Consider the following 26279-nt stretch of genomic DNA (forward strand, 5'->3'; position numbering starts at 1 on the left):
AGGGTCATGAAAACAACTGCCCACCGGCCATCCGACGCGCCGTCCTACTTCAGTGCCGGGCTGGCAGCCCGGACCCGGGCCGCCGAGATCGAACTTAACGGCAGCACCGTGGCCTACTGGACCTACGAACCAGTGCAGGCCACCGACGACACCCGCACCATCCTTGTCATCCATGGATTCCGTGGCGACCACCACGGCCTGCTCCGCGTGGCTGACCGGCTGCCGGAAATGCGCATCATCATGCCCGACCTTCCGGGCTTCGGCAGCTCCGCCGCGTTCGCGGCCGTTGAACATTCGGTGGAACAGTACGGCGCGTTCATCAGCAGGTTCATGGCTGCACTGGGGCTGGGACCCGAAACCGTCCTGCTGGGGCATTCCTTTGGCTCAATCGTCGCCGCCCACTTCGTGGCTGCCCATCCCGGGACGGTCACGCCGCTGATCCTCATCAATCCAATCGCCGCGCCGGCCCTGGAAGGCCCCAAGGGCATCATGACCAAGCTCGCCGTGCTCTATTACCGGCTGGCTGCCCGCCTGCCCCGCACACTGGGGCTGGCGCTGCTGCGCAGCCCGCTGATTGTCCGGGTCATGAGCGAGGCCATGGCCAAGACCGGCGACAAGGACCTGCGCCGGTTCATCCATGGCCAGCACCACTCCTACTTCAGCGCATTTGCGGACCGGGACAGCCTGCTTGAGTCATTTACGGCCTCTGTCAGCGGCCACGTCGCTGAAGTCGCAGCGAAGCTCACGCTGCCCGTCCTGCTGGTGGCCGGGGAAAAAGACGAAATTGCCACCCTCCCGGACCAGCACCACCTTGCCACGCTCCTCCCGGACGGGGTCCTCAAAGTCATTCCCGGCGTCGGCCATCTCATTCACTACGAGACGCCGGGACCGGCCGCCGGTTTCATCCGCAGCTTCCTTAAGGACCACCCCGCGTGAAGATTGTCATCGATGCACGGTTCACCAGGCTTGACCACCACGACGGCATCAGCCGCTACGGGGCCAGCCTGATTGCCGCGGCGGCCAAGCTTGCCGACGTCTCCATGCTGATCAGCGATACGCGGCAGCTGCCCCTGCTCCCCGACGTTCCGTACACGCTGATCAACAGCCCGCTGTCTCCGCTGGAGCTGTTTGTGGCACGCAAAATCAATCCCCTCGGCGCGGATGTGGTGGTCTGCCCCATGCAGACCATGGGCAGCTGGGGACGCCGGTACGGCCTGGTGCTGACCCTGCACGACCTCATCTACTATGAGCACCCCGCTCCCCCGGGCTTCCTTCCGGCACCGGTGCGGGTGCTGTGGCGGCTGTACCACAAGGCCTTCTGGCCCCAGCGCCTCCTGCTTAACCGCGCAGACACCGTGGCCACCATCAGCCGCACCACTGAAGCGCTGATGACCAAATACCGGCTGACGAAGCGGCCCGTGCGGATCATCAGCAATGCTCCCCAGCCAGCGCAGGACCCTCGTGATCCTGCGGCCGGGGCGGACCATTCGCTCGTGTACATGGGTTCGTTTATGCCCTACAAAAACGTGGAGACCATGGTGGCCGGCATGGCCGGACTGCCCGACTTCACCCTGCACCTGCTGAGCAGGATCACGCCTGAACGGCGGGCCCAGCTGGAAATCATGGTTCCCGCCGGCGCCAAGGTGGTCTTCCACAACGGTGTTACTGACGACGAATACGCTGTCCTGCTCAAGCGCGCCACCGCCTTGGTGAGCCTCTCCCGCGCCGAAGGGTACGGGCTGCCCCTGGTGGAGGCCATGTCCTTGGGCACACCCGTGATCGCCAGCGATATCCCGATTTTTCGGGAAGTCGGCGGCGACGCGGCCTCCTACGTTGAGCCCGGCTCCGCCACGGACTTCGCAGCCGCCGTCAAGACCCTGCGGGATGAAGAGCACTGGCAGGACGTGTCACGCCGTTCCGTGGCCCGCGCGGCGGAGTTCAGCTGGGACGAGTCGGCCCGTCAGCTCGTTGACGTGGCCCACGACATTGTGGCCACCCGTTCACCCCGCAAGCTTCCGCGCTAAAGGACGTCCACGCCGTCGAGCCGGACCTGCACCGGTTCGTCGCTCCTCTTGGCGGCCGCGGCAGCCTTTGTGGCGCGCAGTACACGCGTTACCGTCCCGGCCTGGCCGTAGGGAAAGAACAGCAGGGTGCGGACGTCGTCACCCTGCAGAGCCGCCGCAGGGCCGACGAGGATCACCGGTGCCGGACCGACACTCCGCAGCGTCACGCCGGACCCGGCCAGCTGCTTTTGCACCGCCGCAGTGAAATGCGCGACGGCGGTCCGCGGGCCCGTTACGGAAGCAATCCGGACAGCAGGCGGCAGCTGGAGTTCCATCCGGAGCTCTAGCTCACGCCTGGCGTACCCGGCCGGGTCCCACCGCAGCAGCGCACCCACGGCTGCGCTCTCCGTTGCCGTGATGACCACCAGGCCACCGTCGGATGCCGGACGGACCAGCGCTGCGGCGTTGAACCAGCGGCGGACGGTGTCCTCGCCGGCCCGGAGGTTCTCCCGGCGCAGCAGCGAGTCGCCGTCGAGCAGCAGCGCAGCAGCGTAGCCGCCCTCGGCGACGGGCTCGGCTCCTACGGTGGCCACCACCAGCGCACCGGCGCTGCCGACAGCGGCCTTGACATGGTCGCCGGAGGATGTGATGACAGGCTTTCCCGGGAACGCACGGCCCAGTTCCTCGGCGGTCCGCAGGACTCCGGTAGCGCCTTTTCGCAGCCTGCGCCCCGAGCAGTGCGGGCACTGCCAGGCCGGAGCCGGGGTTGAACACCAGCGGCACTGCGGGATGGCCGAGCTCCCAGTGGCGCCGGCCAGGGCCAGTGGCCCTTGGCAGGACTGGCAGCGCGAAGGCTCGCGGCACGTCTCACACACCAGCGAGGGCGCATAGCCGGCCCTGGCCACCTGGACCAGCACCGGCCCGCGTTCCAGGCCGTCCTTGGCGGCCCGCCAGGCGGCGCCGGGAAGACGCGCCACAAGGGCCAGCGGGTCGCGTTCCTGTTCAAAACTGTCGGCGGTGTTCAGGACGCGCGGAACCGTCCGGCGGACGATGGTCCGCTCCGCCTCGACGGGCATTGCCCATCCAGCCTCCACCAGCCGCTGCAGTTCGGTGCTCCGTGCGTGACCTGCCATCAGGCAGGCCGTGCCGTCCTGGTCAGCGCGCAGCAGGAGTACCTCCCGGGCGTGGGCGTACGGGGCCCGCTGTTCAATGTGCAGGTCGTTGCCGTCATCCCAGCAGGCCACAAGGCCGAGGTCCCGGACGGGAGCGAACGCTGCGGACCGGGTTCCGATAGCCACCCGCGCGGATCCGGCCAGCAGGCGCAGGAAATTCCGGTAGCGGGGAGTTGGTCCGTCGTCTGCGGTCAGGCGCGCGATGTCAGTTTCGGGCAGCACCTCGAGGAGTGCCTGTTCGAGTTGGTTGAGATCGCGGTAGTCGGGCACCACCACCACGGCGCCGCGGCCGGAGGCACGCACCGCGGCCACTGCCTCCGCGATCAGCCGCGGCCAGGCGCCGGGACCGTACCCCTGGAGAGGGTTGAAGACTGCCCGCGGGGATCCGCCCTCCCGCAGGTGGCGGACAAAGGCGGGCCCGTTGCGGTAGCCCGTCCAGCCAGTGGCGGGCGGGGCATCGGCGGCGGGGCCAGCGGATACTGCTGATGCTTCCGGTGCGGCGGTTGCTTCGGATGCGTTTTCCGCAGCGCCGTAAGGCACGGCACCGTACGGCGCAGCACCGGCGAGGAAGTCCTTCTCCAGCCGTGCCATCCTCGGCGGCACGGCAACGCGCAGGACGTCGCTGACCGTTCCGGCGTACCGGGCCGCAACAGCGGACACCAGATCCCGTACGGCGGGCGTGAGGACGGCGACCGGGGAAATCACTTTCTGCAGCGGCACCAGGGTGTGGCCGGCGTCGGACTCTGCGGTGCGTTCAATAATGAAGCCGCTGAGTTCCTGGCCACTGAACCGGACCTTGACGCGGACACCCGCCTGCGCAGCCTGATCGAGGTCGGCGGGCACACTGTAGTCAAACGGCCGGTCAAGGTGCGGCAGGGGCGTCTCGACGATGACCCTGGCAACCGGAAGGTGCGCGGCCAGCAGGGGTCCGTCCGATCGGGCGGCGGACGGAAACCCCTGCAGCAGCGACGGCTGGGCTAAGCCGGGAAGGGCAGTCTCACGAGAGGCCATAACAGCGCAGCCTACGCGTTAAAGAAGGCCTTCAGGTCGTCCACGCGGTCCAGCCGCTCCCAGGTGAAATCGGGATCGTCGCGGCCGAAGTGGCCGTGGGCGGCAGTCTTGGCGTAGATGGGGCGCTTGAGGTCCAAAGCGTCGATGATGGCGCGCGGGCGGAGGTCGAAGATTTCCGCGATGGCAGCACTGATCCGTGCGGGGTCCACAGTTTCCGTACCGAAGGTCTCCACATAGGTACCCACCGGGCGGGCCTGGCCGATCGCGTAGGCGATCTGGATCTCGGCGCGCTTGGCCAGGCCGGCAGCCACCACGTTTTTCGCAACCCACCGCATCGCGTAGGCCGCGGAACGGTCCACCTTCGACGGGTCCTTGCCGGAGAAGGCGCCACCGCCATGGCGGGCCATGCCGCCGTAGGTGTCCACGATGATCTTGCGGCCGGTCAGCCCCGCGTCACCCACGGGTCCGCCGATGACAAACTCGCCGGCCGGGTTGAGGATGTTGGCTGCCCGGGAGATGTCCAGGTTGGCGGCGGCCAGCACGGGCGCAATCACGAACGAGGCGAGGTCGGCGCGCAGCCTGTCCAGGCTGGTGCCTTCGGCATGCTGGCTGGAAATGACAACCGTCTCAACGGAGACAGGCACGTCTTTGTCGTAGCCGACGGTGACCTGGGTCTTGCCGTCGGGACGGAGGTAGGACAGTTCACCGGACTTGCGCACTTCGGTGAGGCGTTCGGAGAGGCGGTGCGCCAGCCAGATCGGCGTCGGCATGTACGAGGGGGTTTCGTCGCTTGCGTACCCGAACATCAGGCCCTGGTCGCCGGCGCCCTGGAGGTCGTAGTCGTCCTCCTGGCGGCCTTCGCGGGCTTCAAGGGAGTTGAAGACGCCGCCTGCGATGTCGTTGGACTGCTGGCCGATGGACACGGAGACACCGCACCGGGCGCCGTCGAAGCCGTTCGCCGAGGAATCGTAGCCGATGCCGAGGATGGTCTCGCGGACAATCTGCGGAATTTCGACGTAGGCGTCGGTGGTAACCTCACCGGCAACATGGACCAGGCCGGTGGTGGCCATGGTCTCGACGGCAACGCGCGACTCGGGATCGGCGGCCAGCAGGGCGTCGAGGATGGCGTCACTGATCTGATCGCAGATCTTGTCCGGATGGCCCTCGGTCACGGACTCGGACGTGAAGAGCCGGAGGGCGGAGGGCGTGGCCCCGTGGGTGTGGGGAATGTGCAGCGGTAAAGTCACTCAACTACCTTACTGGTTGGGAACCGGGCGTCCGGCGGCGTGTGTCCCCGTGCTAAGGAAACGTGGCATGGCTGTCCGGTCAGGCGCGGGGTGAAACGTGGGCCAGCTCCTGGCTGACCCTCGCGATCACGGCGGCCGAGACCTCCGCTTTGGAGCCGGCCGCCTGTTGTGCTTCGGCGCCCGAGCGGGCAAGGATGACTACCGAGTTGGTGTCCTGGCCAAAAACCTTGTCTGTGCCCACATGGTTGACCACCAGGAGGTCACAGCCTTTACGCTTCAGCTTCGCCTCGGCATAGGCCAGGACATCTCCCTGCCCGTCACCGGTTTCCGCCGCAAAACCCACAATCAGCTGGCTGCGCCGGGCTGCCTGGTTTTCCGGGGCGTTGCGCGCCTCCACCAGCTCCTGCAGGATGTCCGGGTTGCGGACCAAGGTAATGACCGGGTCCGCAGTGTCATCGCGTTTTTTGATTTTTGTGCCGGAGATCTCCGCCGGGCGGAAGTCCGCCACCGCGGCAGCCATGATTACGACGTCGGAACCGGCAGCCGCTGCCAGCGCGGCTTCGCGAAGCTGCAGGGCCGTTTCGACCCTGATCACGTCGACGCCGGCCGGGGCCGGTACATCCATGTGGGCGGCGATGAGCCGCACGGTGGCACCGGCGTTGCGGGCCGCTACGGCCAGTGCGACGCCCTGCTTGCCTGAGGAGCGGTTGCCGAGGAACCGGACAGGATCCAGGGGTTCCCTGGTGCCGCCGGCGCTGATGGTCACTGTCCTGCCCGCCAGTGGCAGCTGGTAATCGGCCTGGCCATGGGCAAGGGCCATGGCGGCGTCGAAGATGGCCTCCGGCTCGGGCAGGCGGCCGGGACCGGAATCCGTACCGGTGAGCCGGCCGCTGGCCGGTTCCAGGACGGCGACGCCCCTGCTCCGCAGGGTTTCAACGTTGGCGCGGGTGGCGGCGTGCTGCCACATTTCGGTATGCATTGCCGGCGCGAAAAGGACTGGTCCGCCCGCCATGAGGAGCGTGTTGGTGAGGAGGTCATTGGCCTGCCCGGTTGCAGCGCGGGCCAGCAGGTCAGCCGTTGCCGGTGCCACCACGATCAGGTCCGCTTCATGGCCGAGCCGGACGTGGTTGACCTGGTGGACGTCGTCGAAGACGCTATTGCTGACCGGGTTGCCGGACAGAGCCTCCCACGTTGCGACACCCACAAAGCGGGTGGCCGCCTCGGTGGGAATCACCGTGACGTTGTGGCCGGCTTCAGTAAAAAGCCGGAGGAGCGATGCGACCTTGTAGGCCGCAATCCCTCCCCCGACTCCGAGGACTATGCGCACGTGACCTCCGTCAACAGGCAGTCTTGCTTACTCTGCAGCTTCGATCGGCGTGGAAACGAGCTTGCCTTCGTTGATCTCGCGCAGGGCGATGGACAGCGACTTCTCGTTCAGCTTGGTGTCGACCAGGGGGCCAACGTACTCGAACAGGCCCTCGTGCAGCTGCGCGTAGTAAGCGTTGATCTGACGTGCACGCTTGGCGCCGAAGATCACCAGGCCGTACTTGGAATCAGCTGCCTCCAGCAGTGAGTCGATCGGCGGGTTGATGATGCCTTCAAGGTTCGTGGACACGAATTCTCCAAATTCTAACGGGCTGGCCCGGACCGGCTACTGGTGCGGGTGCGGGGTCAGCCCCATGAGTGAAACAAGCTCGTCCGCTGCCCGGCGAATGTCATCGTTAATAACGGTGTAGTCAAACTCCGGCTCAGCGGCAAGTTCCAGTTTAGCGGTTTCCAGGCGTCGCTGCTGCTCGTCGGCACTTTCGGTGCCGCGGCCCACAAGCCGGCGCACCATTTCATCCCACGTGGGTGGCGCCAGGAAGACGAACTGCGCGTCCGGAACGGCCGCTTTGACCTGGCGGGCACCTTGCAGGTCTATTTCCAGCAGCACGGACTTTCCATCCGCAATGGCCTGGTTCACCGTGCTCTTGAGTGTGCCGTACGTGTTCTCGCCGTGGACCACGGCCCACTCCAGCAGTTCGCCCGCCGCCACGAGGGCTTCAAACTCTTCCTTGGACTTGAAGAAGTAATGGACCCCGTCCTGCTCACCGGGGCGCGGAGCGCGCGTGGTGGCTGATACGGAAAGCCAGACTTCGGGGTAGTTATCCCGGATGTAGGTGGACACGGTGCCTTTGCCAACAGCCGTCGGACCAGCGAGGACTGTCAGTCCCGGTTTCTTGCTCACGTATTCCTTTGCGGCGGTGTATGAATCGGCGAAGAGTGGTTCGCCCTACTTCTCGTCTATAAAATCTACCAGCGCCTGGCGTTGGTGGATGCCCAGGCCCCGGACCCGCCGGGACGCCGCGATCCCCAGCTGTTCCATGATTGCCGCTGCCCTGACTTTGCCGATGCCGGGCAGGGCCTCCAACAGTTCGGCCACCCGCATCCGGGCCAGGGCATCGTCCGTGGCTGCCGAGCTGATGATGTCCGCCGCTGAGGTCTCGCCGTTCTTGAGCCGCTCCTTGACTGCGGCACGGGCTGCCCGGGCCGCAGCAGCCTTCTGCAAGGCATCAGCGCGTTCTGACGCGGATAAGGGTCGCAGGCTCATGGCGGACACCCCCGGGGAGTTCAGATGCGTCCAAGGCGGCCGCCGTTGGACATGTCCTGAAACTACCCTTTGGTGCCCTTTGAATCAATGGACCACGGCAATAACGGGGAGGGCGTCAAGCAGCACAACCGCAGGTCAGCCCGCGCGAAGCCCATCCAGGGTCCGCCGCGCCGCACTCTGGAGGCCCCGGACACCGGGACCGGCGGCCAGGATGTCCCGGCTCGATGTTCCCAGTACCTGCGGGTACGCAGCGCCGAACGTTCGGCGAAGGTCGGCCGGGGTTGCCCCCTGTGCGCCCAGCCCCGGCGCCAGGATGGGGCCGCGGACGGCTTCCAGGTCCAAATGCAGGTCAGTCAATGCAGAGCCCACTGTTGCGCCAACTACCAGTCCCACCGAGCCCAGGGACCCTTCGTACCGGCCGTTTTCTGCTGCGGCCGCTTCCGTGATCCGGCGCGCCACGGAATCGCTGCCGCCAACGTGCTGGACGGAGGCGCCCTCCGGGTTGGAGGTCAAGGCCAGGACAAACACACCCCGGCCGGACTCCGCTGCCAGGTCCAGGGCCGGGCGGAGTGACTCAAAGCCCAGGTACGGGCTGAGTGTCACCGAGTCGGCGGCCAGCGGCGAGCTGTCCCGGAGCCACGCATCCGCGTAGGCGGCCATCGTGGAGCCAATGTCTCCGCGCTTGGCGTCGGCAATGGTGAGCACCGATGCGTCCCGGGCCTCGGCAAGGAGTTCCTCAAGGACGGCCATCCCGGCGGATCCGTGGCGCTCGTAGAGCGCCACCTGCGGCTTGACCGCGGCAGCGAGCGAACCCACCGCCTCCAGGACGGTCAGCGAAAACCGCCGCAGCCCGGCGGCGTCGTCGTCCAGTCCCCAGCTCTTCAGCAGTGCGGGGTGCGGGTCAATGCCCACACAGAGCGGGCCGCGGGCAGCCATGGCTGCCCCCAGCCGGGAGCCGAAGGACTCCCGGCCGGGGGCAGCTGCCGGTGTGAAGCCGTGCTCAGGCATTCTGCGTTACCTGCGCAGCGGACTGTGCGGCGGACTGCGCAGCGGCCGTGGACGCGATCAGCGCGGCCGCGTGCTCCTGAAGGCTGGTCACTGACCACTCGTACGTGCGCATGGCCTCGATGGCCTGCACCGCTGCGTTGATCTCGGCCACCGTGGTGATGCAGGGAATGCCGATGGACGTCGCCGCGGCGCGCAGGGCATAGCCGTCGCTGCGTGCTTCCCCGCCGGAGGGCGTGTTGAACACCATGTCGATCTCGCCGGCGATCACCAGGTCCGCGATGGTGCCCTCGCCTTCGGCGCTGCTGCCTTCGGCGACCTTGCGGACCGTGCTGGCCTGGATGCCGTTGCGGCGCAGGACATCGGCGGTGCCGCCGGTGGAGACAATCTCGAAGCCAAGATCCGAAAGTCGCTTGATGGCCATGATGACCGCACGCTTGTCCCGGTTGGCCACGGAGACAAAGATCTTGCCCTCAGTGGGCAGCGCGTTGTTTGCGGCTGCCTGGCTCTTGGCGAAAGCGGTGTCGAAGTGCTTGTCGATGCCCATGACTTCACCGGTGGAACGCATCTCAGGGCCGAGCAGCGAATCCACCACCTTGCCCTCAGGCGTGCGGAAGCGGCTGAACGGCAGCACGGCTTCCTTGACCGAGACGGGAGCGTCCAGCGGCAGTGTGGAGCCGTCGCCGGTCTCCGGCAGCATCTTGTACGCGGTGCGCAGCTGGTTGATGGTGACGCCGGTGCCGATCAGGGCAGCGGCCTTGGCCATCTGTACGCCGGTGGCCTTGGAGACGAACGGCACGGTCCGGGAAGCACGCGGGTTCGCTTCCAGGACGTAGAGCACGTCCGAGGCCAGCGCGAACTGGATGTTGATCAGGCCACGCACGCCCACACCCTCGGCGATGGCGCGGGTTGCCGTCCGGACACGCTCGATCACGTTGTTGCCCAAGGTGATCGGGGGCAGCACGCAGGCGGAGTCACCGGAGTGGATACCGGCTTCCTCGATGTGCTCCATGATGCCGCCGAGGTACATGTCCGTGCCGTCGAAGAGTGCGTCGACGTCGATTTCGACGGCGTCTTCCAGGAACCGGTCGATCAGGACCGGGTGGTCCGGGGTGATTTCGGTGGCGTTCGCGATGTAGCGGGAGAGGTTGGGCTCGTCGTAGACGATCTCCATGCCGCGGCCGCCAAGAACGTAGGACGGACGGACCAGGACCGGGTAGCCGATTTCGTCGGCGATCTTCTTGGCGTCTTCGAAGGACACGGCGGTGCCGTTCTTCGGAGCAATCAGGCCGGCGTTGTCCAGGACGCGGGAGAATTCGCCGCGGTGCTCGGCGAGGTCGATCGCTTCCGGGGACGTGCCCAGGATGGGGACGCCGGCGTCGGCAAGCTGCTGCGCCAGCTTCAGCGGGGTCTGGCCGCCCAGCTGGACAAACACGCCCATCACGCCGCCGGTGCGCTCTTCGGCGGCGATGACCTCCAGGACGTCTTCTAGCGTCAGCGGCTCGAAGTACAGGCGGGTGGAGACGTCGTAGTCGGTGGAGACGGTCTCCGGGTTGCAGTTAACCATCACGGTCTCGTAGCCGGCCTTGCGCAGCGCCATGGAGGCGTGCACGCAGGAGTAGTCGAACTCGATGCCCTGCCCGATGCGGTTGGGCCCGGAGCCCAGGATCAGGATGGAGGGCTTGGAGTGCAGCGCAATCTCGTCCTCCTCGTCGTAGGACGAGTAGTGGTACGGGGTGTACGCGGCGAACTCGGCGGCGCAGGTGTCCACAGTCTTGTAGACCGGGCGGATGCCGAGGGCCTGGCGGACACCGCGGACCACGGCTTCGGAGTTGTGCGTCAGGGCACCGATCTGCTCGTCCGAGAAGCCGTGGCGCTTGGCGCGCTGGAGCATCTCCACGGTCAGGGCCCCGGCCTTGCGGATCTCGTGCGAGATTTCGTTGAGCAGCTGCAGCTGGTCCAGGTACCAGGGATCGATCTTGGTGGCTTCGAAGAGCTGTTCCACAGTGGCACCGCCCAGCATGGCGCGCTGGACCTGGTGGAGGCGCTCCGTGGTGGGGCGCTTGGCCTTCTCGATGAGCTCAGGGACTTCCCATTCGGGGACGGAGCTGAAGTCCAGCTGCGAGCCCTTCTGTTCGAGGGAGCGCAGTGCCTTCTGCAGGGCTTCGGTGAAGTTGCGGCCCATGGCCATCGCTTCGCCGACCGACTTCATGGTGGTTGTCAGGGTGTCGTCTGCCGCCGGGAACTTCTCGAAGGCGAAACGCGGGACCTTGACCACGACGTAGTCCAGGGTGGGCTCGAAGGACGCGGGGGTCTTCTGAGTGATGTCGTTCGGGATCTCATCCAGCGTGTAGCCGAGGGAGAGCTTGGTGGCGATCTTGGCAATCGCAAACCCCGTGGCCTTCGAGGCCAGCGCAGAGGAGCGGGAAACGCGCGGGTTCATTTCGATGACCACAACACGGCCGGTGTCGGGCTCGACGGCGAACTGGATGTTGCAGCCGCCGGTGTCTACGCCCACTTCGCGGATGACGGCGATGGAGATGTCACGCAGCCGCTGGTATTCGCGGTCGGTGAGGGTCAGCGCGGGGGCCACGGTGATGGAGTCGCCGGTGTGGACGCCTACGGGATCGAAGTTCTCGATGGAACAGACAACCACCACGTTGTCGTTCTTGTCCCGCATCATCTCGAGCTCGTACTCCTTCCAGCCGAGGATGCTCTCTTCGAGCAGCACCTCGGACGTGGGGCTGTACTGCAGGCCCTGGCCGACGATCCGGCGGAGGTCGCCTTCGTCATAGGCCAGGCCGGAGCCGAGGCCGCCCATGGTGAAGGAGGGACGGACCACCATGGGGTAGCCGAGGTCCTCGGCCGCCTTGAGTGCCTCGTCGATGGTGTGGATGATGTGGCTGCGGGCCGATTCGGCGCCGCAGCGTTCCACCACGCCCTTGAACTTTTCGCGGTCCTCCCCGAGCTCGATGGCGGCGATGTTGGCGCCGATGAGCTCCACGTTGTACTTTTCCAGCACACCGTTCTTGTCCAGCGCGATGGCGGTGTTCAGCGCGGTCTGGCCACCCAGGGTGGGCAGGATGGCGTCCGGCCGTTCCTTGGCGATGATCTTCTCCACCACCTCGGGGGTGATGGGCTCGATGTACGTGGCGTCGGCAAACTCGGGGTCCGTCATGATGGTGGCCGGGTTGGAGTTCACCAGGATGACCCGGAGGCCCTCCTCTTTCAGGACACGCAGTGCCTGGGTGCCGGAGTAATCGAACTCAGCGGCCTGGCCAATGACGATGGGGCCGGAACCAATGACGAGGACGCTCTTGAGATCTGTACGTTTCGGCATTACTTCTTGTCCTCAGTCTTGGAGTCGGTGGTGTTCTTTGCGCCGTCGGTTTTTGCTTTGGTTTCCGCCATCAGGTCGATAAAGCGGTCGAACAGGTAGGCGGCGTCGTGCGGGCCGGCGGCGGCTTCGGGGTGGTACTGGACCGAGAAGGCGGGGATGTCGAGGCAGGCGAGGCCTTCCACGACGTCGTCGTTCAGGCTGATGTGGCTGACCTCAACCCGGCCGTAACGCTCTTCAGGGGCCTGGGTGGCGCCGTCCAGCGGGGCATCGACGGCGAAGCCATGGTTCTGGGAGGTGATCTCCACCTTGCCGGTGCGGCGGTCCATCACGGGCTGGTTGATGCCGCGGTGGCCGTAGCGGAGCTTGTAGGTGCCGAAGCCGAGCGCGCGGCCAAGGATCTGGTTGCCGAAGCAGATCCCGAAGTATGGGATTCTCGCGTCCAGGACAGAGCGGAGCAGCTTGACCTGCGGGTCGGCGGTGGCGGGGTCGCCGGGACCGTTGGACATAAAGAAGCCGTCCGGGTTGACCGCCTTGACGTCCTCAAGGGTGGCCGTGGCGGGCAGGACGTGGACACGCACGCCGCGCTCGGCGAAGCGGACGGGGGTCATGGATTTAATGCCCAGGTCCACCGCGGCGATGCTGAAGGCGGGCTCGCCTTCCCAGCCGTGGTCCTTGGGGTCCACAACGTAGGCCTCATCGACGCTTACTTCCTCGGCAAGGCGGGCACCTTCCATCGGGGCACTGGCCAGGACCGCGTCCAGGAGTTCCTTGTCCGCGACCTTGGCTGCGTCGCCGGAGAAGATGCCGGCGCGCATGGTCTTGTGCTCGCGCAGGTGGCGGGTGATGGCGCGGGTGTCCACACCCTGGATGCCCACGATCCCCTGCTCAATGAGTTCCTCGTCCAGGGGCCGTTCGGAGCGCCAGTTGGAGGGGCGCCGGGCGGCGTCGCGCACGATGTAGCCGGCCACCCAGATCCGGCGCGATTCGGCGTCGTCACTGTTGACGCCGGTGTTGCCAATGTGCGGGGCCGTCTGGACTACGAGCTGGCGGGCGTAGGACGGATCCGTGATGGTTTCCTGGTAGCCGGTCATGCCGGTGGCGAACACGGCCTCGCCCAGGGCGGTGCCTTGGGCGCCGTAGCTGGTGCCGCGGAACATGCGGCCGTCTTCCAGGACGAAAACCGCCGGGGTGGACGGAGCCGAAGCCGCTGGGTTTGCTGTCACTGTTTCTGTCACTGTCTTACTTTCCACTCTGGGGATCCTGGGAATGTTCCTGGCGGGCTGCGGCGATCAATTGCCGCAGGGAGTCATGGAGGGCTTCTTTGTCGGCGGCCCTGCGGGTCCGGAAGCCGGTGTCAAGGGTGTGGGTTCCGAGGTCCCAGGTCAGGACCAGGAGGCCTTCCTTTTCCACGAACTTGCCGGCCATGCCGCTTTCCTGGCGGACACCGGTCAGGCTCGCGGCCGGGATGTAAACGGCGGGGGCACCGGACCGGTCCAGGAGCACGCCGTGGGAGTACACGCTGAGTACGGCGTTGGTCCTGATGCCGAGGCTGTGCACGGCGATCCGGTCAAGCCAGTCACCGGCGGTGGTGGAGGCAACGTACTGGCCTTCGGCCCGGGCGCTTGGCACGCCCGGTTCCAGGGGCACCTCGGGCAAGGGGTCGACGTCGGCCTGCCGCCTGAGGCGGTTACGCCAGCCGAACCCGATCATGACCAGCACAACGGCGATGATCGCCAGGGTGCTGACCAGCGTAAGCATTTGGGTGTCCATCAGGAGGCGCCTGCCGCAGCTGCCGCCGATTCCCGGTACGGGGTGTTGAGGCGGCCGTCCAACACGGTGGGGTGGCCCTTGTAGAAGGTGGCCACCACCTTGCCCGGCAGCTCCAGGCCGGCAAACGGGGAGTTGCGGCCCATGGTTGCCATGGTGGCGGGGTCAACGGTCCAGCGTGCGGCGGGGTCCACCAGGATGACGTTGGCGGGCTCGCCGGCGTCCAGCGGACGGCCCTGGTCCGCTACCCGGCCAATCCTGGCGGCCGCGCTGGAGGTCACGCGGGCGAAGCCGGCCCAGGTCATCAGGCCGGTCTCGATCATGGTGTGCTGGACGACGGACAGGGCAGTTTCCAGTCCGGTCATGCCCATGGCGGCCTGCGCCCACTCGCATTCCTTATGCTCGCTGGGGTGCGGGGCGTGGTCGGTGCCCACCACGTCGATGGTTCCGTCAGCCAGGCCGGCGCGCAGGGCCTGCACATCGGCGTCCGTGCGCAGCGGCGGGTTGACCTTGTAGACGGGGTTGTAGCTGCGGACCAGGTCATCGGTCAGCAGCAGGTGGTGCGGGGTGACTTCGGCCGTGACGTTGATGCCGCGTTCCTTGGCCCAGCGGATGATCTCCACGGAACCGGCGGTGGAGACGTGGCAGACGTGCAGGCGGGAGTCCACGTGCTGTGCCAGCAGGACATCGCGGGCGATGATGCTTTCCTCTGCCACTGCGGGCCAGCCGGTGAGGCCCAGGACTGCGGAGACGGCGCCCTCGTTCATCTGTGCCCCGGCGGTGAGGCGGGGTTCCTGCGCATGCTGGGCCACCACGCCGTCGAACGCTTTGACGTACTCCAGGGCGCGGCGCATCAGCACCGGATCGTGGACGCAGATGCCGTCGTCAGAGAACATCCGTACCTGCGCGCGGGAATCAGCCATGGCGCCAAGTTCGGCGAGCTGCTCCCCCGCCAGGCCAACGGTCACGGCACCGACCGGACGGACGTCCACCCAGCCGGCTGCGCGGCCCAGGCTGTGGACCTGCTCCACCACGCCGGCCGTGTCTGCCACCGGGTTGCTGTTGGCCATGGCGTGGACGGCGGTGAAGCCGCCCAGGGCTGCGGCGCGCGTTCCGGTCTCGACTGTTTCGGCGTCTTCGCGGCCGGGTTCGCGCAGGTGGGTGTGCACGTCCACCATGCCGGGCAGGGCTACCAGTCCGGCGGCTTCGATGACGTTGGCGTCCTTCGCGTCGGGGTGCGTGGCCGCGCCGGCGCCGCGGGCGGCGATCACGCCGTCACGGATGAGCAGGTCCTCGGCGTCGCCGCCCAGGATGGCCGCACCGCGGATCAGGTACGTTCCGTTGTTGTCTGCCATTAGTTGCTCTTCTCTGTGGAACGGTATGCGTTGGTGGGGGCTGTGCCGATGTGGGCTGCGCCCGCTGTGGCTGGTTCGCGGGTGTCCCCGGAGAGCAGCAGATACAGGGCGGCCATGCGGACCGAGACGCCGTTGCGCACCTGTGCGAGCACGGTGGAGCGGGGCGAATCGGCGGCCGCTGCTGAAATTTCCAGGCCGCGGTTCATCGGGCCGGGATGCATGATGATGGTGTCCTTCAGCCCGAGGCTGTCCAGTGCCCGGAGCCTGTTGTCGTCGAAGCCCCAGCGGCGGGAGTATTCGCGGGTGGACGGGAAGAATGAGGCGTTCATCCGCTCGCCCTGCACCCGGAGCATCATCACCGCGTCCACGCCCTTTTCGAGGGTCTCGTCCATGTTGTAGCTGACTTTGCAGGGCCAGTGCCCGACGCCGATGGGCAGAAGGGTGGGCGGCGCCACGAGGGTCACCTTGGCACCCAGTGTGCGGAGCAGCCAGACATTGGAGCGCGCCACGCGGGAATGCAGGACGTCGCCGGCGATGGCGACGCGCATTCCCTTGAGGTCCGCACCGATGGACCCGTTGCCGGACAGCCTGGCCCAGTGGCGGCGCATGGTGAAGGCGTCCAGGAGGGCCTGGGTGGGGTGTTCGTGGGTGCCGTCGCCGGCATTGATCACGGCGGCGTCGATCCAGTCGGTCGCGGCGAGCCGGTGCGGGGCGCCGGAGGCCCAGTGACGGATGACGACGGCGTCCGCGCCCATTGCTGCCAGCGTCTGGGCGGTGTCCTTGAGGGATTCGCCCTTGGAGACGGAGGAGCCCTTGGCGGCGAAGTTGATGACGTCAGCGGAGAGCCGTTTGGCGGCCGCTTCGAAGGAGATCCGCGTCCGGGTGGAGTCTTCGAAGAAGAGGTTCACCACGGTGCGACCGCGCAGGGCCGGGAGCTTCTTGACTTCGCGGTCCCCTACGGCTGCCATTTCTTCGGCGGTGTCGAGGATGCGGATGGCGTTGGTGAGGCTGAGGTCTTCGGTGGAGAGGAGGTGTTTCACGCGCCGCCCTCAATGACCACTTCGTTGACCTTGGCACCGTCAGCGGCGGTGTCCGTTTCCTCGAGCCGGACCCGTACCTTCTCGGCGGACGAGGTGGGAAGGTTCTTTCCCACGTGGTCGGCCCGGATGGGAAGTTCACGGTGGCCGCGGTCGATCAGCACGGCAAGCCTGACAATCCTGGGACGGCCCAGGTCGATGATGGCGTCCAGGGCGGCCCGGATGGTGCGGCCTGAGTACAGGACGTCATCAATGAGCACCACAACCTTGTTATCGATTCCCGTGCGCGGGAGCTGGGTGGGGTACGGCGGCCTGGTGGGCTGGTGCGAGAGGTCGTCGCGGAACATGGTGACATCGAGTTGGCCAACAATTGCCGTGGCGTCCACGGTGGGGTCCGCTGCTGCGATTTTGTGGGCCAGGCGAAGTGCCAGCGGGTAACCGCGGCGCGGGATGCCCAGCAGGACCAGGTCCTTGGAGCCTTTGTTGGCTTCGAGGATTTCGTGGGCGATACGAGTAAGGGCACGGTCAATATCGGCCTGGTTGAGGACAACCCTGGCTGGAACCGGTGCGCTTGTGACTGAAGTCAACGCTCGTCTCCCCTTTCCCCGCCTCACAGGACGGAATTAAAAAAGGATCATGTGCGGTTCAAAATTACCACATTGGCGCCGGGCATTAGGCTTTCCCGTATGTCCACCAACCCTTATCAGCAGGGCCCCGGCCAGCCAGGCGGCCCCGCCGGACCCCGGGAACCTTTCCCCGGCCAGGCGAACCCCAGCTGGATGGGCCGGATCGAGCCCGAGTACTACCGGCCGGCGCCGGGAACCTACACGGCTCCCCTGCCCGCCCTGGGACCTCCGCAGCCAGGCAGGGCCGGCTCAGGCATGCGGGCGGGCGGCCTGCTGGCCCTCACGATAGGGGGCGCCATGCTGGCGTTCCTGAGCCTGCTGCTGGTGGTTCCGTTCCTGGTGGCGAACACCGGTGTGGGCGGGTTCATTGTGGGCTTTGTGGTTTCGCTCATCCCGCTGTCCGCTGTGCTCCTGACCGTCCACGCCATCGACCGCTGGGAACCGGAACCCAAACGGCTCCTCTTCTTCGCGTTCACCTGGGGCGCGGCGGTGTCAGTTGCCGTCACACTCCTGATCCAGCCGTTCTTTGCCCTGACCTTTCAGTTCAGTGACGTGGCTGACCTGCCGACCTACATGGCCACAGTCCAGGCCCCGGTGGTGGAGGAGTTCGCCAAGGCTTCGGGCCTTCTGCTGCTCCTGCTGCTGGCCCGGAAACACTTCGACGGCCCGGTGGACGGTGTGGTGTTCGCTTTTACCATCGCCGGCGGTTTCGCCTTCACGGAAAACATCCTCTACTTTGGCCGCGCCATCGCGGAATCAGTGAGCCCGGCCACTGACCTGGCCCAGATCTTCCTGCTTCGAGGTGTGATGTCGCCCTTCGCGCACGCGATTTTCACGGGGACAACGGGCCTCATCATGGGTTTCGCGGCACGGCGCTGGCATTCGGGGGCCTCTGTGCTGGCCTTTTTCGTAGGACTGGTCCCGGCGATGATCCTGCACAACCGGTGGAACAGCATGGGTGCAGGGTTCCTGGCCGAGTACATCCTCATCCAGGTGCCCATTTTTGTGCTGGCCGTGGTGGGAATCATCCTGCTGCGCGTCGCGGAAAACCGGCTCACGCGCCAGCGGCTCATGGAGTACTCCGCGGCCGGCTGGTTCAGCTCCGCGGAGGTGGACCTGCTGGCAACGCCACGCGGCCGGCGTACCGCCCTGCACTGGGCAGCCGGCTACAACCGCAGGCCGCAGATGAAGGCCTTCCTGCACGCCGCAACCCAGCTCGCGTTCATCAGGCAGCGGATCCTGAGCGGCCGGGACGTCCCGCTCCACCAGGCCGAGGAACAGCAGCAGCTGCAGCGGATCCTGGCGTTGCGCGCCGCCGTCGCGGGCTGAACCCCGCCCGCCCAAACAGAAGGGACCAGCGTCCACCGTGCGGTGGCCACTGGTCCCTATTTGTGGTGTTGTGGGTCTGAAGAATCCTCAGGCGAGCAGTGAGGGCTTCAGCTGCTGCAGGCGGCCCAGGAGGCCGTTGATGAACGACGGCGATTCGTCAGTTGAGAGCGTCTTGGCCAATGCCACTGCCTCGCTGACGGCAACGCCGTCGGGCACGTCGTCGTTGTAGAGCAGTTCCCAGGTGCCGATCCGCAGGATGATCCGGTCCACAGAAGGCATCCGCTCCAGTGTCCAGCCCTGGGAATAGGTTTCCAGGAATTCGTCAATGGCGGTCTGCTGTGAGACGACGCCCTCGACGATTTCGAGGGTGTACGGGTTGATGATCTGATCAGTCTTTTCCCGCCGCGCCCGCAGCACGTCAAAAGCCGAAACCGAGCGCTGCTCAGCTTCGAAAAGTACATCCAGAGCCCGGTTCCGGGCCTTACCGCGGGCGCTCACTACTCGCTGACCCGGCCGAGGTAGCTTCCGTCGCGGGTATCAACCTTGACCTTGGTGTTGTTCTCGACGAACAGCGGAACTTGGATTTCGTAACCGGTTTCCAGGGTTGCGGGCTTGGTGCCGGCCGAGGAGCGGTCTCCCTGCAGGCCGGGTTCGGTGTAGGTGATCTCCAGGACAACGCTGGCAGGGAGTTCGATGTAGAGCGGGTTGCCTTCGTGGATGGCAATGTTGACCATCTGGTTTTCCAGCATGAAGTTGGTGGCATCGCCCACAGTTGCACCGGGAACGGTGATCTGGTCGTAGTCGGAGGTGTCCATGAACACGAAGTCGGCGCCGTCCTGGTACAGGTACTGGTAATCGCGGCGGTCAACCGTGGCGGTCTCGATCTTAAGGCCGGCGTTAAACGTCTTGTCCACAACCTTGCCGGACATCACGTTCCGCATCTTGGTCCGTACGAAGGCGCCACCCTTGCCGGGCTTGACGTGCTGGAATTCGATGACGTTCCAAAGCTGGCCCTCGAGCTTCAGGACGGTGCCGTTCTTGATGTCGTTAGTGGTTGCCACAGGTTTCCTTTGGTTTCTACAGTCCGGTGAGTTATCAGACGTTTATGCCGGCCGGACAAGCCAGGAGGCCAGCCAGCGCGTGTTTGTCAAAAATCCAAGAACTATTCTACCGGTAAAACGGGTAGTGCCCGTGTTCCGGGGTCCGGGGGCCGCTCAGCAGGCGAGGTCCAGGACGTCACGGGCCCGCTGCAAAGCCACCGTGGACGAGTAAATCTGGGCGGCATCTGCCGACTGCGCCACACGCAGGTCCAAAGCCCGGGCGAAGGCCTCCACGGCGGCGGCGATGTGGCCCGAGGAGTACTGGACCTTCCCCATGTAGTGCAGGATCAGTGCTTCGCGGTCGGTTCCCTGGAACTCCGCAAGCAGCTGGCGGAACAGCTCCAGTGCACGGTCAGGGCGGTGCGAGACCCGCAGGACTTCGGCTTCAAAAGCCCTCAGCCGGAACGACTCGGGGTCCTTGAACCGGGCTTCAGCCAGCAGCTCGGCTGCCTCGGCGGCATGTCCTTCCACGATGAGGACGAAGATGTGGTCCGCGGGGTCGGTGGACCCCGCGAGGGCCGTGCTGCAGGCATCCTCGTTGACGACCTCGGGCAGCAGGGTCATCGGGTTGATCCTGACGCCCGGGAAGCCTGCCTCAGGCCATTCGCTGGTGCCGGCCAGGTCGCCCTGCATCAGGAGGCAATTTCCTGATAGGCGGCAAATAGCAGGGAGGTGTCCGGGACATCCAGGATGCCCGGCTTCGCGATTCCGTCGAGCACCACGAATCTGAGGAGGTCTCCACGCGACTTTTTGTCCCGGCGCATGCCGTCCAAAAGCCCCTGCCAGCGGTCCCTGCGGTACGTGACCGGGAGCCCGAGGGTATCGAGGATGCTGCGGTGGCGGTCGGCGTCGGCGTCGCTGAGGCGGCCCACGCTGCGTGCAAGCTCAGCGGCAAACATCATGCCCACAGACACGGCCGCACCGTGCCGCCAGGAGTAGCGCTCCACCAGCTCGATGGCGTGGCCCAGGGTGTGGCCGTAGTTCAGGATCTCGCGCAGGCCGGATTCCTTGAGGTCTTCGGAAACCACTTTTGCCTTGACGGCGATAGCCCGTTCAATAAGTTCACGCAGGACATCCGATCCGGGATCGGTGGCCGCCGCGGCATCCTTTTCCACAAGCTCGAGGATGGCGGGATCTGCAATGAAGCCGCATTTGATGACTTCGGCCATCCCGGAGATGATCTCGTTCCGGGGCAGGGTATTCAGCGTGTCCAGGTCCACCAGCACTCCGGCCGGCGGGTGGAAGGAGCCCACCAGGTTTTTGCCTTCTGCGGTGTTGATGCCGGTTTTGCCGCCCACGGAAGCGTCCACCATGCCCAGCAGGCTGGTGGGCATTTGGATGACCTTCACGCCGCGCAGCCACGTTGCCGCCACAAATCCGGCGAGGTCCGTGACAGCGCCGCCGCCCACGGCCACGATGGCGTCGGAGCGGGTGAAGTCGTTTTGTCCCAGTACCTGCCAGCAGAACGCGGCAACCTGGACGTGCTTGCCCTCTTCGGCATCCGGGATTTCGGCGGTCAGCGAGGTGAAACCCGCAGCTGCCAGTTCATCACGGACGGTATCCCCGGTGAGGCGCAGAGCGCGGGGGTGGATAACCAGCACCCGGCGGACCCGCTCGCCCAGCAGGGCCGGAAGGTCTCCCAGCAGGCCGCGGCCGACGACGACGTCGTAATTCTGCCCTGCGGATTCGCCGGTGACCTTGATGATGGTTGATTCGACGCTCAATGTTCAACTTCCTGTTTGGCAGCTGCGTATTCACGCAGCGCAACTTCAAGCCGGTGTCCCAACTCGGTGATGGAGCCGTGACGGACGTCCAGGACCAGGTCGGCCAGCCGTTCGTAGACCGGTTTCCTGGTGGCAAAGAGTGCTGACCAGCGGGCCATGGCATCGCCCGCCAGCAGCGGGCGCCCCGAGTTCCTGGCGATCCTCGAAGCAACGGTCTGCGCATCACATTCGAGATACACCACGGTGCAGCGGGCCAGGACCTGCTGGGTCCCGGAGTCAAGCACGGCCCCGCCGCCAAGGGAAATCACGGCGGGTGTGACTTCAGCATGCTCCACGGCAACTGCAACTGTCCGGGCTTCAATTTCCCGGAATGCATGCTCACCGCGGCCGGCGAAGATGGACGGGATGCTGCCATGAGCCTCCACGATGAGAACATCCGTATCGACGTGCGGCACGTCCAGGCGTTTGGCCAGTTCGTGGGCAATCGCGGACTTGCCCACTGCCATGGGCCCGATGAGGACGATGGGCCGGTTACCCGGCACACCGTTTTTGCTGCCCCGGGGCACTACTGGCCGATCGAGTCCAGGGATGCCGGAATGTTGTCCAGGTAACCCTTGATGTTGCGTGCGGTCTCCGCAACGGAGTCGCCGCCAAACTTTTCCGTCACGGCTTCCGCGAGGACCAGGGCCACCATCGCCTCGGCGACCACGCCGGCAGCCGGGACGGCACACACGTCGGAACGCTGGTGATGGGCTTTGGCGGGCTCCCCTGTGCTGACGTCGACGGTGCGCAGGGCGCGCGGCACCGTTGCGATCGGCTTCATGGCGGCGCGGACGCGCAGGACATCGCCGATGCTCATGCCGCCTTCGATGCCGCCCGCACGGTTGCTGGTGCGGATAATCCGGCCGTCCGAATCCTTGACGATTTCGTCGTGGGCAGCCGAGCCGCGGCGCGCCGCTGTCAGGAACCCGTCGCCGACTTCCACGCCCTTGATCGCCTGGATGCCCATCAGGGCGGCTGCCAGCCGTGAATCGAGCCGGCGGTCCCAGTGGACATAGCTGCCCAGTCCGGGCGGCAGGCCGTAGGCGAGGACCTCTACCACTCCGCCGAGGGTTTCGCCTTCCTTGTGGGCGGCGTCCACCTCGGCCACCATGGCGTCGGAGGTCTCGCGGTCAAAGCAGCGCAACGGGTCTGCGTCGAGGGCGATCACGTTGGCCGGAACAGGCAGCGGACGGCCTTCCGGAACGGTGACGCTGGCGATCGAGACGGTGTGGCTGACCAGTTCGATCCCCAGTTGCTTGAGGAACCGGGACGCCACGGTCCCCATGGCCACCCGGGTTGCCGTTTCCCGGGCGCTGGCGCGCTCCAGCACCGGACGGGCTTCGTCGAAGCCATACTTCTGCATACCGGTGAAATCTGCGTGGCCCGGGCGGGGCCGGGTCAGCGGTGCGTTGCGTGCCTGGTCGGCAAGGATCTCAGGGTCAACGGGGTCGGCAGCCATGATCTGTTCCCACTTGGGCCACTCGGTGTTGGCCACCTGGACGGCAACCGGCCCGCCCTGCGTGAGGCCGTGGCGGACGCCGCCCAAAATAGTCACCACGTCCTGCTCAAACTTCATCCGGGCGCCCCGGCCATAGCCCAGGCGGCGGCGAGCCAGTGATTCGGCGATCTGACCGCTGGTGATCTCAACACCGGCGGGGACGCCTTCAATAATTCCCATCAGAGCCGGACCATGGGATTCACCGGCTGTCAACCAACGCAACATAATTTCCATCCTGCCACGTATGGCCGTTAGAACGCCCGTCGGGGAAGGCCGACTGAGTCGCACATCACATCTATGACAGCCGCATTAACCTCTTCGCCGCGGCCAGTGAACAGGCGAACCTGTTCCACCGCCTGGTAAAGCAGCATTTCCAGGCCCGGCACCACAGCACCGCCGCCTTCCTGCCACACCGTGGCAATCCGGCTGGGCCAGGGATCGTAGGCCACGTCGAGCAGGACGCCGTGGGTTCCGGTTCCCAATCCGGCGATCTCATCAGCCAGGCTGTCCGCTGCGCGCGGCGGGAGCGTGGAGATGACGACGTCGGCACTGGCCGTGGGCGTGGCAGCCTGCGTCATCGGCCGGACGTCGATGGCAAGGCCGACGCCTGCGGCGGCAGCCCGCGCTTCGGCTGCCCGCGACGTGTCCCGGACGAACACCTGAGCCTTTGCCGTACCCAGCTCCTTCAGCGCGGCGACCGCGGCCGCCGCCGTTCCGCCGCCGCCCAGGATGACGGCTGACGGGCTGGAGACCACCCCGGCGTTGAGGACCGCGTTGACGATTCCCGCGACGTCGGTGTTGTAGCCGATCCGCCGGACGGAACCGCCGGCTTCCTCAAAGGCGACAGTGTTGACCACGCCCAGGGTGCCGGCCACGCCGCGGACTTCGTCGACTTCCGAAACCATGCCGGTTTTCAGCGGCATGGTGACTGAAAGTCCGCACCACCCGTCCTGGTTCCTTACCCGCTGCATAAAGGCCGGCAAGGCCTGCTCGGTCAGGTCCACAGCCGTGTACCCGATGTCCACCCCCAGTTTGGCGTAGGCCGCCAGGTGCAGGGCCGGTGACTTGGAGTGGCTGATCGGATGGCCCAGGACGGCAGCCCGCAGGCTCATGCGCAGCGGCCCACGTTGGCCTTGCACCAGGTGTTGTACTGCTCGACGTACGTGTTGTGCTCAGCGAGGGTCTTGGAGAATTTCGTCTCCTTGGTGTCCAGGTTGATGGTCACCCAGTACAGGTAGTCGTTGGTCTTCGGCTTTGCAGCGGCATCGATAGCGGTCTTGCCGGGCGAGCCGATGGGGCCCGGCGGCAGGCCCGGGTTGGCATACGTGTTGTAGACGTTGGACTTGTCCTGGCGTTCTTCTTCCGTGAAGTTGAAGCTCCTGGTTCCCAGGCCGTAGGTCACGGCGGAGTCCACCTGCAGGAAACCGGACGTCTGGTCATTGGGCTTGAGCCGGTTGTAGATGGCACCGGCGACGTCGCCGTACTCGGCCTGGCCGCCTTCGGCCTGAACAATACTGGCCACAATAACCGCCTCGTACTGCTTGGCGGGATCGGTGATGCCCTGGGCCACCAGTTCGTCGGTGGTCGTCTTGACCAGGGTCTGGAGGATGTCCTTTGCCGGCGTACCCAGCGGGAACCTGTACTCCCCGGGGTGGAGGAAGCCTTCCAGGTTCTTCGCGCCGGCCGGGAGGCCAAACTGCTGCGGGGAGTCGCTGAATTCCTTCAGCTGCTGCACCCGGATGCCTGATCCATCGGAAATCGCCTGCAGGGATTCGTCAATCCGCAGGCCCGCGCTCAGGGCGAAGTAGATGACCTTGGCCTTGTCCTGGCCAAGCAGCACGTCTACAGCATCGGAGTTCTTCATCTCAGACTTGAAGGTGAAGTTCCCCGGTGACAGCGTCGCGCCTGAGGCTGTGAATGCCTGCAGGAAGGTGTCTGCATTTGCCACGACCCTGTTGGCTTCCAGTTTGGCGGCCAACGAGCGCGTGCCCTCGCCGGGCTCGACCGAAACCATGACTTCGCCGGAGCCGGGCCCGGGATAGTCACTCGCCTTGTCACTTCCCAGCAGGGGCTTGAGGAACTGCGCACCCACGGCAATAGCGGCCACAAACACCACCAGCGTCAGGAACAGGGCCAGGAGACGCCGCCTGCGCCGTACCTTCTTCGAGGGCTTTGTTACCACTGCCGCCCCGGCCGCACCGCCGAGAAGCCCGGTGTCAGGGTGGGTCTCATGTGTGTCGTCGACGAAATGCCCATGGGGATCGTGTTCGTCGTAATGGTGGTCCTCGTAATGGGCGTCAGCGTAGTGCGGGTCCTGGTAGACGTGACCGTCCTCAGCGTGGGCGTAGCCGGTCGGGTGCCCCTCGAAGGGCTCGGCATCCCGGGCGTAGGCTGCCGGCCCGGCGTTGAATTCCTCCACAGGCTCAGGGTGAACATCATGAACGGTTTCCGGTTGGTGGTCTTCCCCGCCGGGTGCGGTTTCCTGGATGGACGGCTGAGTATCCGGCAACGAGGGCACAACCGGCTGGGGTGCCTGAACGGGCTCGGCGACCTGCCCTGCCGCCGGCTCGGCAACCGGCTGGGCAGGCACAGCAGGTTCGCGCGCCGGCACCTCCGGTGCAGCATCCGCTGGAGCTGGAGCTGGAGCTGGAGCGTCGAAAGCGTCAGGCTCGTGCGCTGGTACCGGCGGGTACTGGCCTGTCTGGTAGGCCTGTTCCGGAACCGCGTTGGTGTCGTCGGTGTGCTTCTCCAATGCGCGGAGCTCTTTTCGGGTCAGCGGCCTGGCGCCATCGTGGTTGGTGGCGCCTGAGGCGTCGTCGTTATTGGACGGGCTCACTGTAGCCTTCCGTGTTCTGAGATCGAGACTTGCCTTCGGCGGCCGCGGTGCCAGCATGCGCTGACTCCCCCGGCCCGGAAGGCTGCGGACGGGGCGGCACGCTCACGCGGCTCCCAACGTCCGTTCCCCTGGCTTTTTGCATGTCAATGGCGTGCTGGAGAATACCTGCCGCTGCAACCTGATCCACTACTTTACGGTGGTTCCGGCTGCTCATGCCAGCTTCGTGCAGGTTACGGTGGGCCGTGACACTGCTGAGCCTCTCGTCAACGAGGTTGACGGGCACGTCCAGGCCGCGGCCTGCCAGTTCCGCAACAAGCAGCTCCGCGTACTCGGTGGCCATCCGGGCGGAGGCGTGCTCCTCCCCCTTCATGGTGCGGGGCAGTCCCACGAAGATCTGGCGGGCGCCGAGTTCCTGCGCGAGCGAGGCGATCACCCTGACGTCGGAGTTCTTTTTCGCGTTCCGGTCCAGGGTCTTGTACGGCGTGGCCAGGATGGCATCGCGGTCGCAGACGGCGACACCCACCCGGACGGTGCCCACGTCTACCCCCAGTTTGATGCCCTGGGGGTAGCCGACGGCTGCAACGGGTTCAGTCATGG

At 66.1% G+C, this 26279-nt stretch carries 25 protein-coding genes; 3 read left to right on the top strand and 22 right to left on the bottom strand.

Annotation, left to right across the window (positions count from 1 at the left end):
- Positions 1–6: 6 nt before the first annotated feature.
- Together IDT60_RS09925 and IDT60_RS09930 are read left to right on the top strand one after the other, a co-directional pair.
- Positions 7–936, top strand: coding sequence for an alpha/beta fold hydrolase (locus IDT60_RS09925; protein WP_164199610.1), 930 nt, complete (start codon positions 7–9; stop codon positions 934–936).
- Positions 933–2024, top strand: coding sequence for a glycosyltransferase family 1 protein (locus tag IDT60_RS09930; protein ID WP_191081752.1), 1092 nt, complete (start codon positions 933–935; stop codon positions 2022–2024). The genes IDT60_RS09925 and IDT60_RS09930 overlap by 4 nt, the downstream gene beginning before the upstream one ends.
- On the opposite strand, the gene IDT60_RS09935 is transcribed toward IDT60_RS09930, so the two are convergent.
- The 13 genes from IDT60_RS09935 to pyrR all read right to left on the bottom strand — a co-directional run bounded on the left by IDT60_RS09935 (position 2021) and on the right by pyrR (position 17114).
- Positions 2021–4186, bottom strand: a complete 2166-nt coding sequence (locus IDT60_RS09935; RefSeq protein ID WP_191081753.1) for a primosomal protein N' — start codon at positions 4184–4186, stop codon at positions 2021–2023. The two genes, IDT60_RS09930 and IDT60_RS09935, sit on opposite strands and share 4 nt — an antisense overlap.
- 11 nt (positions 4187–4197) lie before the next feature.
- The gene (gene metK, locus IDT60_RS09940; protein ID WP_164199605.1) at positions 4198–5433 is read right to left on the bottom strand and encodes a methionine adenosyltransferase; all 1236 of its coding nucleotides are present in this window, start codon (positions 5431–5433) and stop codon (positions 4198–4200) included.
- Between the two features lie 79 nt (positions 5434–5512).
- Positions 5513–6760 (bottom strand): bifunctional phosphopantothenoylcysteine decarboxylase/phosphopantothenate--cysteine ligase CoaBC, encoded by a 1248-nt coding sequence (coaBC, locus tag IDT60_RS09945; protein ID WP_191078978.1) that lies wholly within the window; start codon positions 6758–6760, stop codon positions 5513–5515.
- A gap of 27 nt (positions 6761–6787) precedes the next feature.
- Entirely contained in the window at positions 6788–7048 is a 261-nt protein-coding gene (gene rpoZ / locus IDT60_RS09950) for a DNA-directed RNA polymerase subunit omega (RefSeq protein WP_003800778.1), read from the bottom strand.
- A 36-nt stretch (positions 7049–7084) separates the two neighbouring features.
- A complete protein-coding gene (gene gmk / locus IDT60_RS09955) occupies positions 7085–7660 on the bottom strand; it encodes a guanylate kinase (protein ID WP_164199601.1) in 576 nt (191 codons plus the stop codon).
- 45 nt (positions 7661–7705) lie between these two features.
- Entirely contained in the window at positions 7706–8023 is a 318-nt protein-coding gene (gene mihF, locus IDT60_RS09960) for an integration host factor, actinobacterial type (RefSeq protein ID WP_191078979.1), read from the bottom strand.
- Positions 8024–8158: 135 nt separating this feature from the next.
- Positions 8159–9031 (bottom strand): orotidine-5'-phosphate decarboxylase, encoded by an 873-nt coding sequence (pyrF, locus tag IDT60_RS09965; RefSeq protein WP_191078980.1) that lies wholly within the window; start codon positions 9029–9031, stop codon positions 8159–8161.
- Positions 9024–12368 carry a carbamoyl-phosphate synthase large subunit gene (carB, locus tag IDT60_RS09970; protein ID WP_191078981.1) on the bottom strand — a complete coding sequence of 1115 codons (3345 nt, stop codon included), beginning with the start codon at positions 12366–12368 and terminating at the stop codon, positions 9024–9026. The genes pyrF and carB overlap by 8 nt, the downstream gene beginning before the upstream one ends.
- Positions 12368–13627 (bottom strand): glutamine-hydrolyzing carbamoyl-phosphate synthase small subunit, encoded by a 1260-nt coding sequence (gene carA / locus IDT60_RS09975; protein WP_191081897.1) that lies wholly within the window; start codon positions 13625–13627, stop codon positions 12368–12370. The genes carB and carA overlap by 1 nt, the downstream gene beginning before the upstream one ends.
- On the bottom strand, positions 13608–14138 hold the full coding sequence (locus IDT60_RS09980; protein WP_164199594.1) for a hypothetical protein: 531 nt from the start codon (positions 14136–14138) through the stop codon (positions 13608–13610). Before IDT60_RS09980 ends, carA begins: the two co-directional genes overlap by 20 nt.
- On the bottom strand, positions 14138–15490 hold the full coding sequence (locus IDT60_RS09985; RefSeq protein ID WP_191078982.1) for a dihydroorotase: 1353 nt from the start codon (positions 15488–15490) through the stop codon (positions 14138–14140). The genes IDT60_RS09980 and IDT60_RS09985 overlap by 1 nt, the downstream gene beginning before the upstream one ends.
- Entirely contained in the window at positions 15490–16530 is a 1041-nt protein-coding gene (locus IDT60_RS09990) for an aspartate carbamoyltransferase catalytic subunit (protein ID WP_223883677.1), read from the bottom strand. The genes IDT60_RS09985 and IDT60_RS09990 overlap by 1 nt, the downstream gene beginning before the upstream one ends.
- Positions 16527–17114, bottom strand: a complete 588-nt coding sequence (pyrR, locus tag IDT60_RS09995) for a bifunctional pyr operon transcriptional regulator/uracil phosphoribosyltransferase PyrR (protein ID WP_191078983.1) — start codon at positions 17112–17114, stop codon at positions 16527–16529. The genes IDT60_RS09990 and pyrR overlap by 4 nt, the downstream gene beginning before the upstream one ends.
- A 99-nt stretch (positions 17115–17213) precedes the next feature.
- Between pyrR and IDT60_RS10000 the strand changes: the two genes are divergently transcribed.
- On the top strand, positions 17214–18482 hold the full coding sequence (locus tag IDT60_RS10000; RefSeq protein ID WP_191078984.1) for a PrsW family intramembrane metalloprotease: 1269 nt from the start codon (positions 17214–17216) through the stop codon (positions 18480–18482).
- Between the two features lie 87 nt (positions 18483–18569).
- Here the strand turns inward: IDT60_RS10000 and nusB are convergent, their stop codons facing one another.
- The 9 genes from nusB to ruvX all read right to left on the bottom strand — a co-directional run bounded on the left by nusB (position 18570) and on the right by ruvX (position 26277).
- Complete coding sequence (gene nusB, locus IDT60_RS10005; protein WP_164199586.1) at positions 18570–18980, bottom strand: transcription antitermination factor NusB; 411 nt, start codon at positions 18978–18980, stop codon at positions 18570–18572.
- Positions 18980–19543, bottom strand: a complete 564-nt coding sequence (efp, locus tag IDT60_RS10010; RefSeq protein ID WP_164199584.1) for an elongation factor P — start codon at positions 19541–19543, stop codon at positions 18980–18982. The genes nusB and efp overlap by 1 nt, the downstream gene beginning before the upstream one ends.
- Positions 19544–19696: 153 nt before the next feature.
- The gene (locus tag IDT60_RS10015) at positions 19697–20215 is read right to left on the bottom strand and encodes a tetratricopeptide repeat protein (protein ID WP_191078985.1); all 519 of its coding nucleotides are present in this window, start codon (positions 20213–20215) and stop codon (positions 19697–19699) included.
- Positions 20215–21306: a 3-dehydroquinate synthase gene (aroB, locus tag IDT60_RS10020; RefSeq protein WP_191078986.1), complete on the bottom strand. Its 1092-nt coding sequence runs from the start codon at positions 21304–21306 to the stop codon at positions 20215–20217. Before aroB ends, IDT60_RS10015 begins: the two co-directional genes overlap by 1 nt.
- Positions 21303–21812: a shikimate kinase gene (locus IDT60_RS10025; protein ID WP_191081898.1), complete on the bottom strand. Its 510-nt coding sequence runs from the start codon at positions 21810–21812 to the stop codon at positions 21303–21305. The genes aroB and IDT60_RS10025 overlap by 4 nt, the downstream gene beginning before the upstream one ends.
- Before the next feature lie 59 nt (positions 21813–21871).
- A complete protein-coding gene (aroC, locus tag IDT60_RS10030) occupies positions 21872–23071 on the bottom strand; it encodes a chorismate synthase (protein ID WP_164199579.1) in 1200 nt (399 codons plus the stop codon).
- 26 nt (positions 23072–23097) lie between these two features.
- Positions 23098–23958 carry a shikimate dehydrogenase gene (locus tag IDT60_RS10035; RefSeq protein WP_164199577.1) on the bottom strand — a complete coding sequence of 287 codons (861 nt, stop codon included), beginning with the start codon at positions 23956–23958 and terminating at the stop codon, positions 23098–23100.
- Positions 23955–25682, bottom strand: coding sequence for an endolytic transglycosylase MltG (gene mltG / locus IDT60_RS10040; protein WP_191078987.1), 1728 nt, complete (start codon positions 25680–25682; stop codon positions 23955–23957). The genes IDT60_RS10035 and mltG overlap by 4 nt, the downstream gene beginning before the upstream one ends.
- The gene (gene ruvX / locus IDT60_RS10045; protein ID WP_191078988.1) at positions 25666–26277 is read right to left on the bottom strand and encodes a Holliday junction resolvase RuvX; all 612 of its coding nucleotides are present in this window, start codon (positions 26275–26277) and stop codon (positions 25666–25668) included. Before ruvX ends, mltG begins: the two co-directional genes overlap by 17 nt.
- Positions 26278–26279 lie beyond the last annotated feature (2 nt).

Source organism: Pseudarthrobacter sp. BIM B-2242, assembly GCF_014764445.1.
In the GTDB taxonomy this organism is placed as follows: Bacteria; Actinomycetota; Actinomycetes; order Actinomycetales; family Micrococcaceae; genus Arthrobacter; species Arthrobacter luteus_A.

Excerpts from the sequence above, each read along its gene's own strand:
- IDT60_RS09925 (WP_164199610.1), top strand. The coding sequence starts at position 7 with ATGAAAACAACTGCCCACCGGCCATCCGACGCGCCGTCCTACTTCAGT.
- IDT60_RS09935 (WP_191081753.1), bottom strand. The coding sequence starts at position 4,186 with ATGGCCTCTCGTGAGACTGCCCTTCCCGGCTTAGCCCAGCCGTCGCTG.
- mihF (WP_191078979.1), bottom strand. The coding sequence starts at position 8,023 with ATGAGCCTGCGACCCTTATCCGCGTCAGAACGCGCTGATGCCTTGCAG.
- pyrF (WP_191078980.1), bottom strand. The coding sequence starts at position 9,031 with ATGCCTGAGCACGGCTTCACACCGGCAGCTGCCCCCGGCCGGGAGTCC.
- carB (WP_191078981.1), bottom strand. The coding sequence starts at position 12,368 with ATGCCGAAACGTACAGATCTCAAGAGCGTCCTCGTCATTGGTTCCGGC.
- IDT60_RS09980 (WP_164199594.1), bottom strand. The coding sequence starts at position 14,138 with ATGGACACCCAAATGCTTACGCTGGTCAGCACCCTGGCGATCATCGCC.
- IDT60_RS09985 (WP_191078982.1), bottom strand. The coding sequence starts at position 15,490 with ATGGCAGACAACAACGGAACGTACCTGATCCGCGGTGCGGCCATCCTG.
- IDT60_RS10000 (WP_191078984.1), top strand. The coding sequence starts at position 17,214 with ATGTCCACCAACCCTTATCAGCAGGGCCCCGGCCAGCCAGGCGGCCCC.
- IDT60_RS10015 (WP_191078985.1), bottom strand. The coding sequence starts at position 20,215 with ATGCAGGGCGACCTGGCCGGCACCAGCGAATGGCCTGAGGCAGGCTTC.
- IDT60_RS10025 (WP_191081898.1), bottom strand. The coding sequence starts at position 21,812 with ATGGCAGTGGGCAAGTCCGCGATTGCCCACGAACTGGCCAAACGCCTG.
- aroC (WP_164199579.1), bottom strand. The coding sequence starts at position 23,071 with ATGTTGCGTTGGTTGACAGCCGGTGAATCCCATGGTCCGGCTCTGATG.
- IDT60_RS10035 (WP_164199577.1), bottom strand. The coding sequence starts at position 23,958 with ATGAGCCTGCGGGCTGCCGTCCTGGGCCATCCGATCAGCCACTCCAAG.
- ruvX (WP_191078988.1), bottom strand. The coding sequence starts at position 26,277 with ATGACTGAACCCGTTGCAGCCGTCGGCTACCCCCAGGGCATCAAACTG.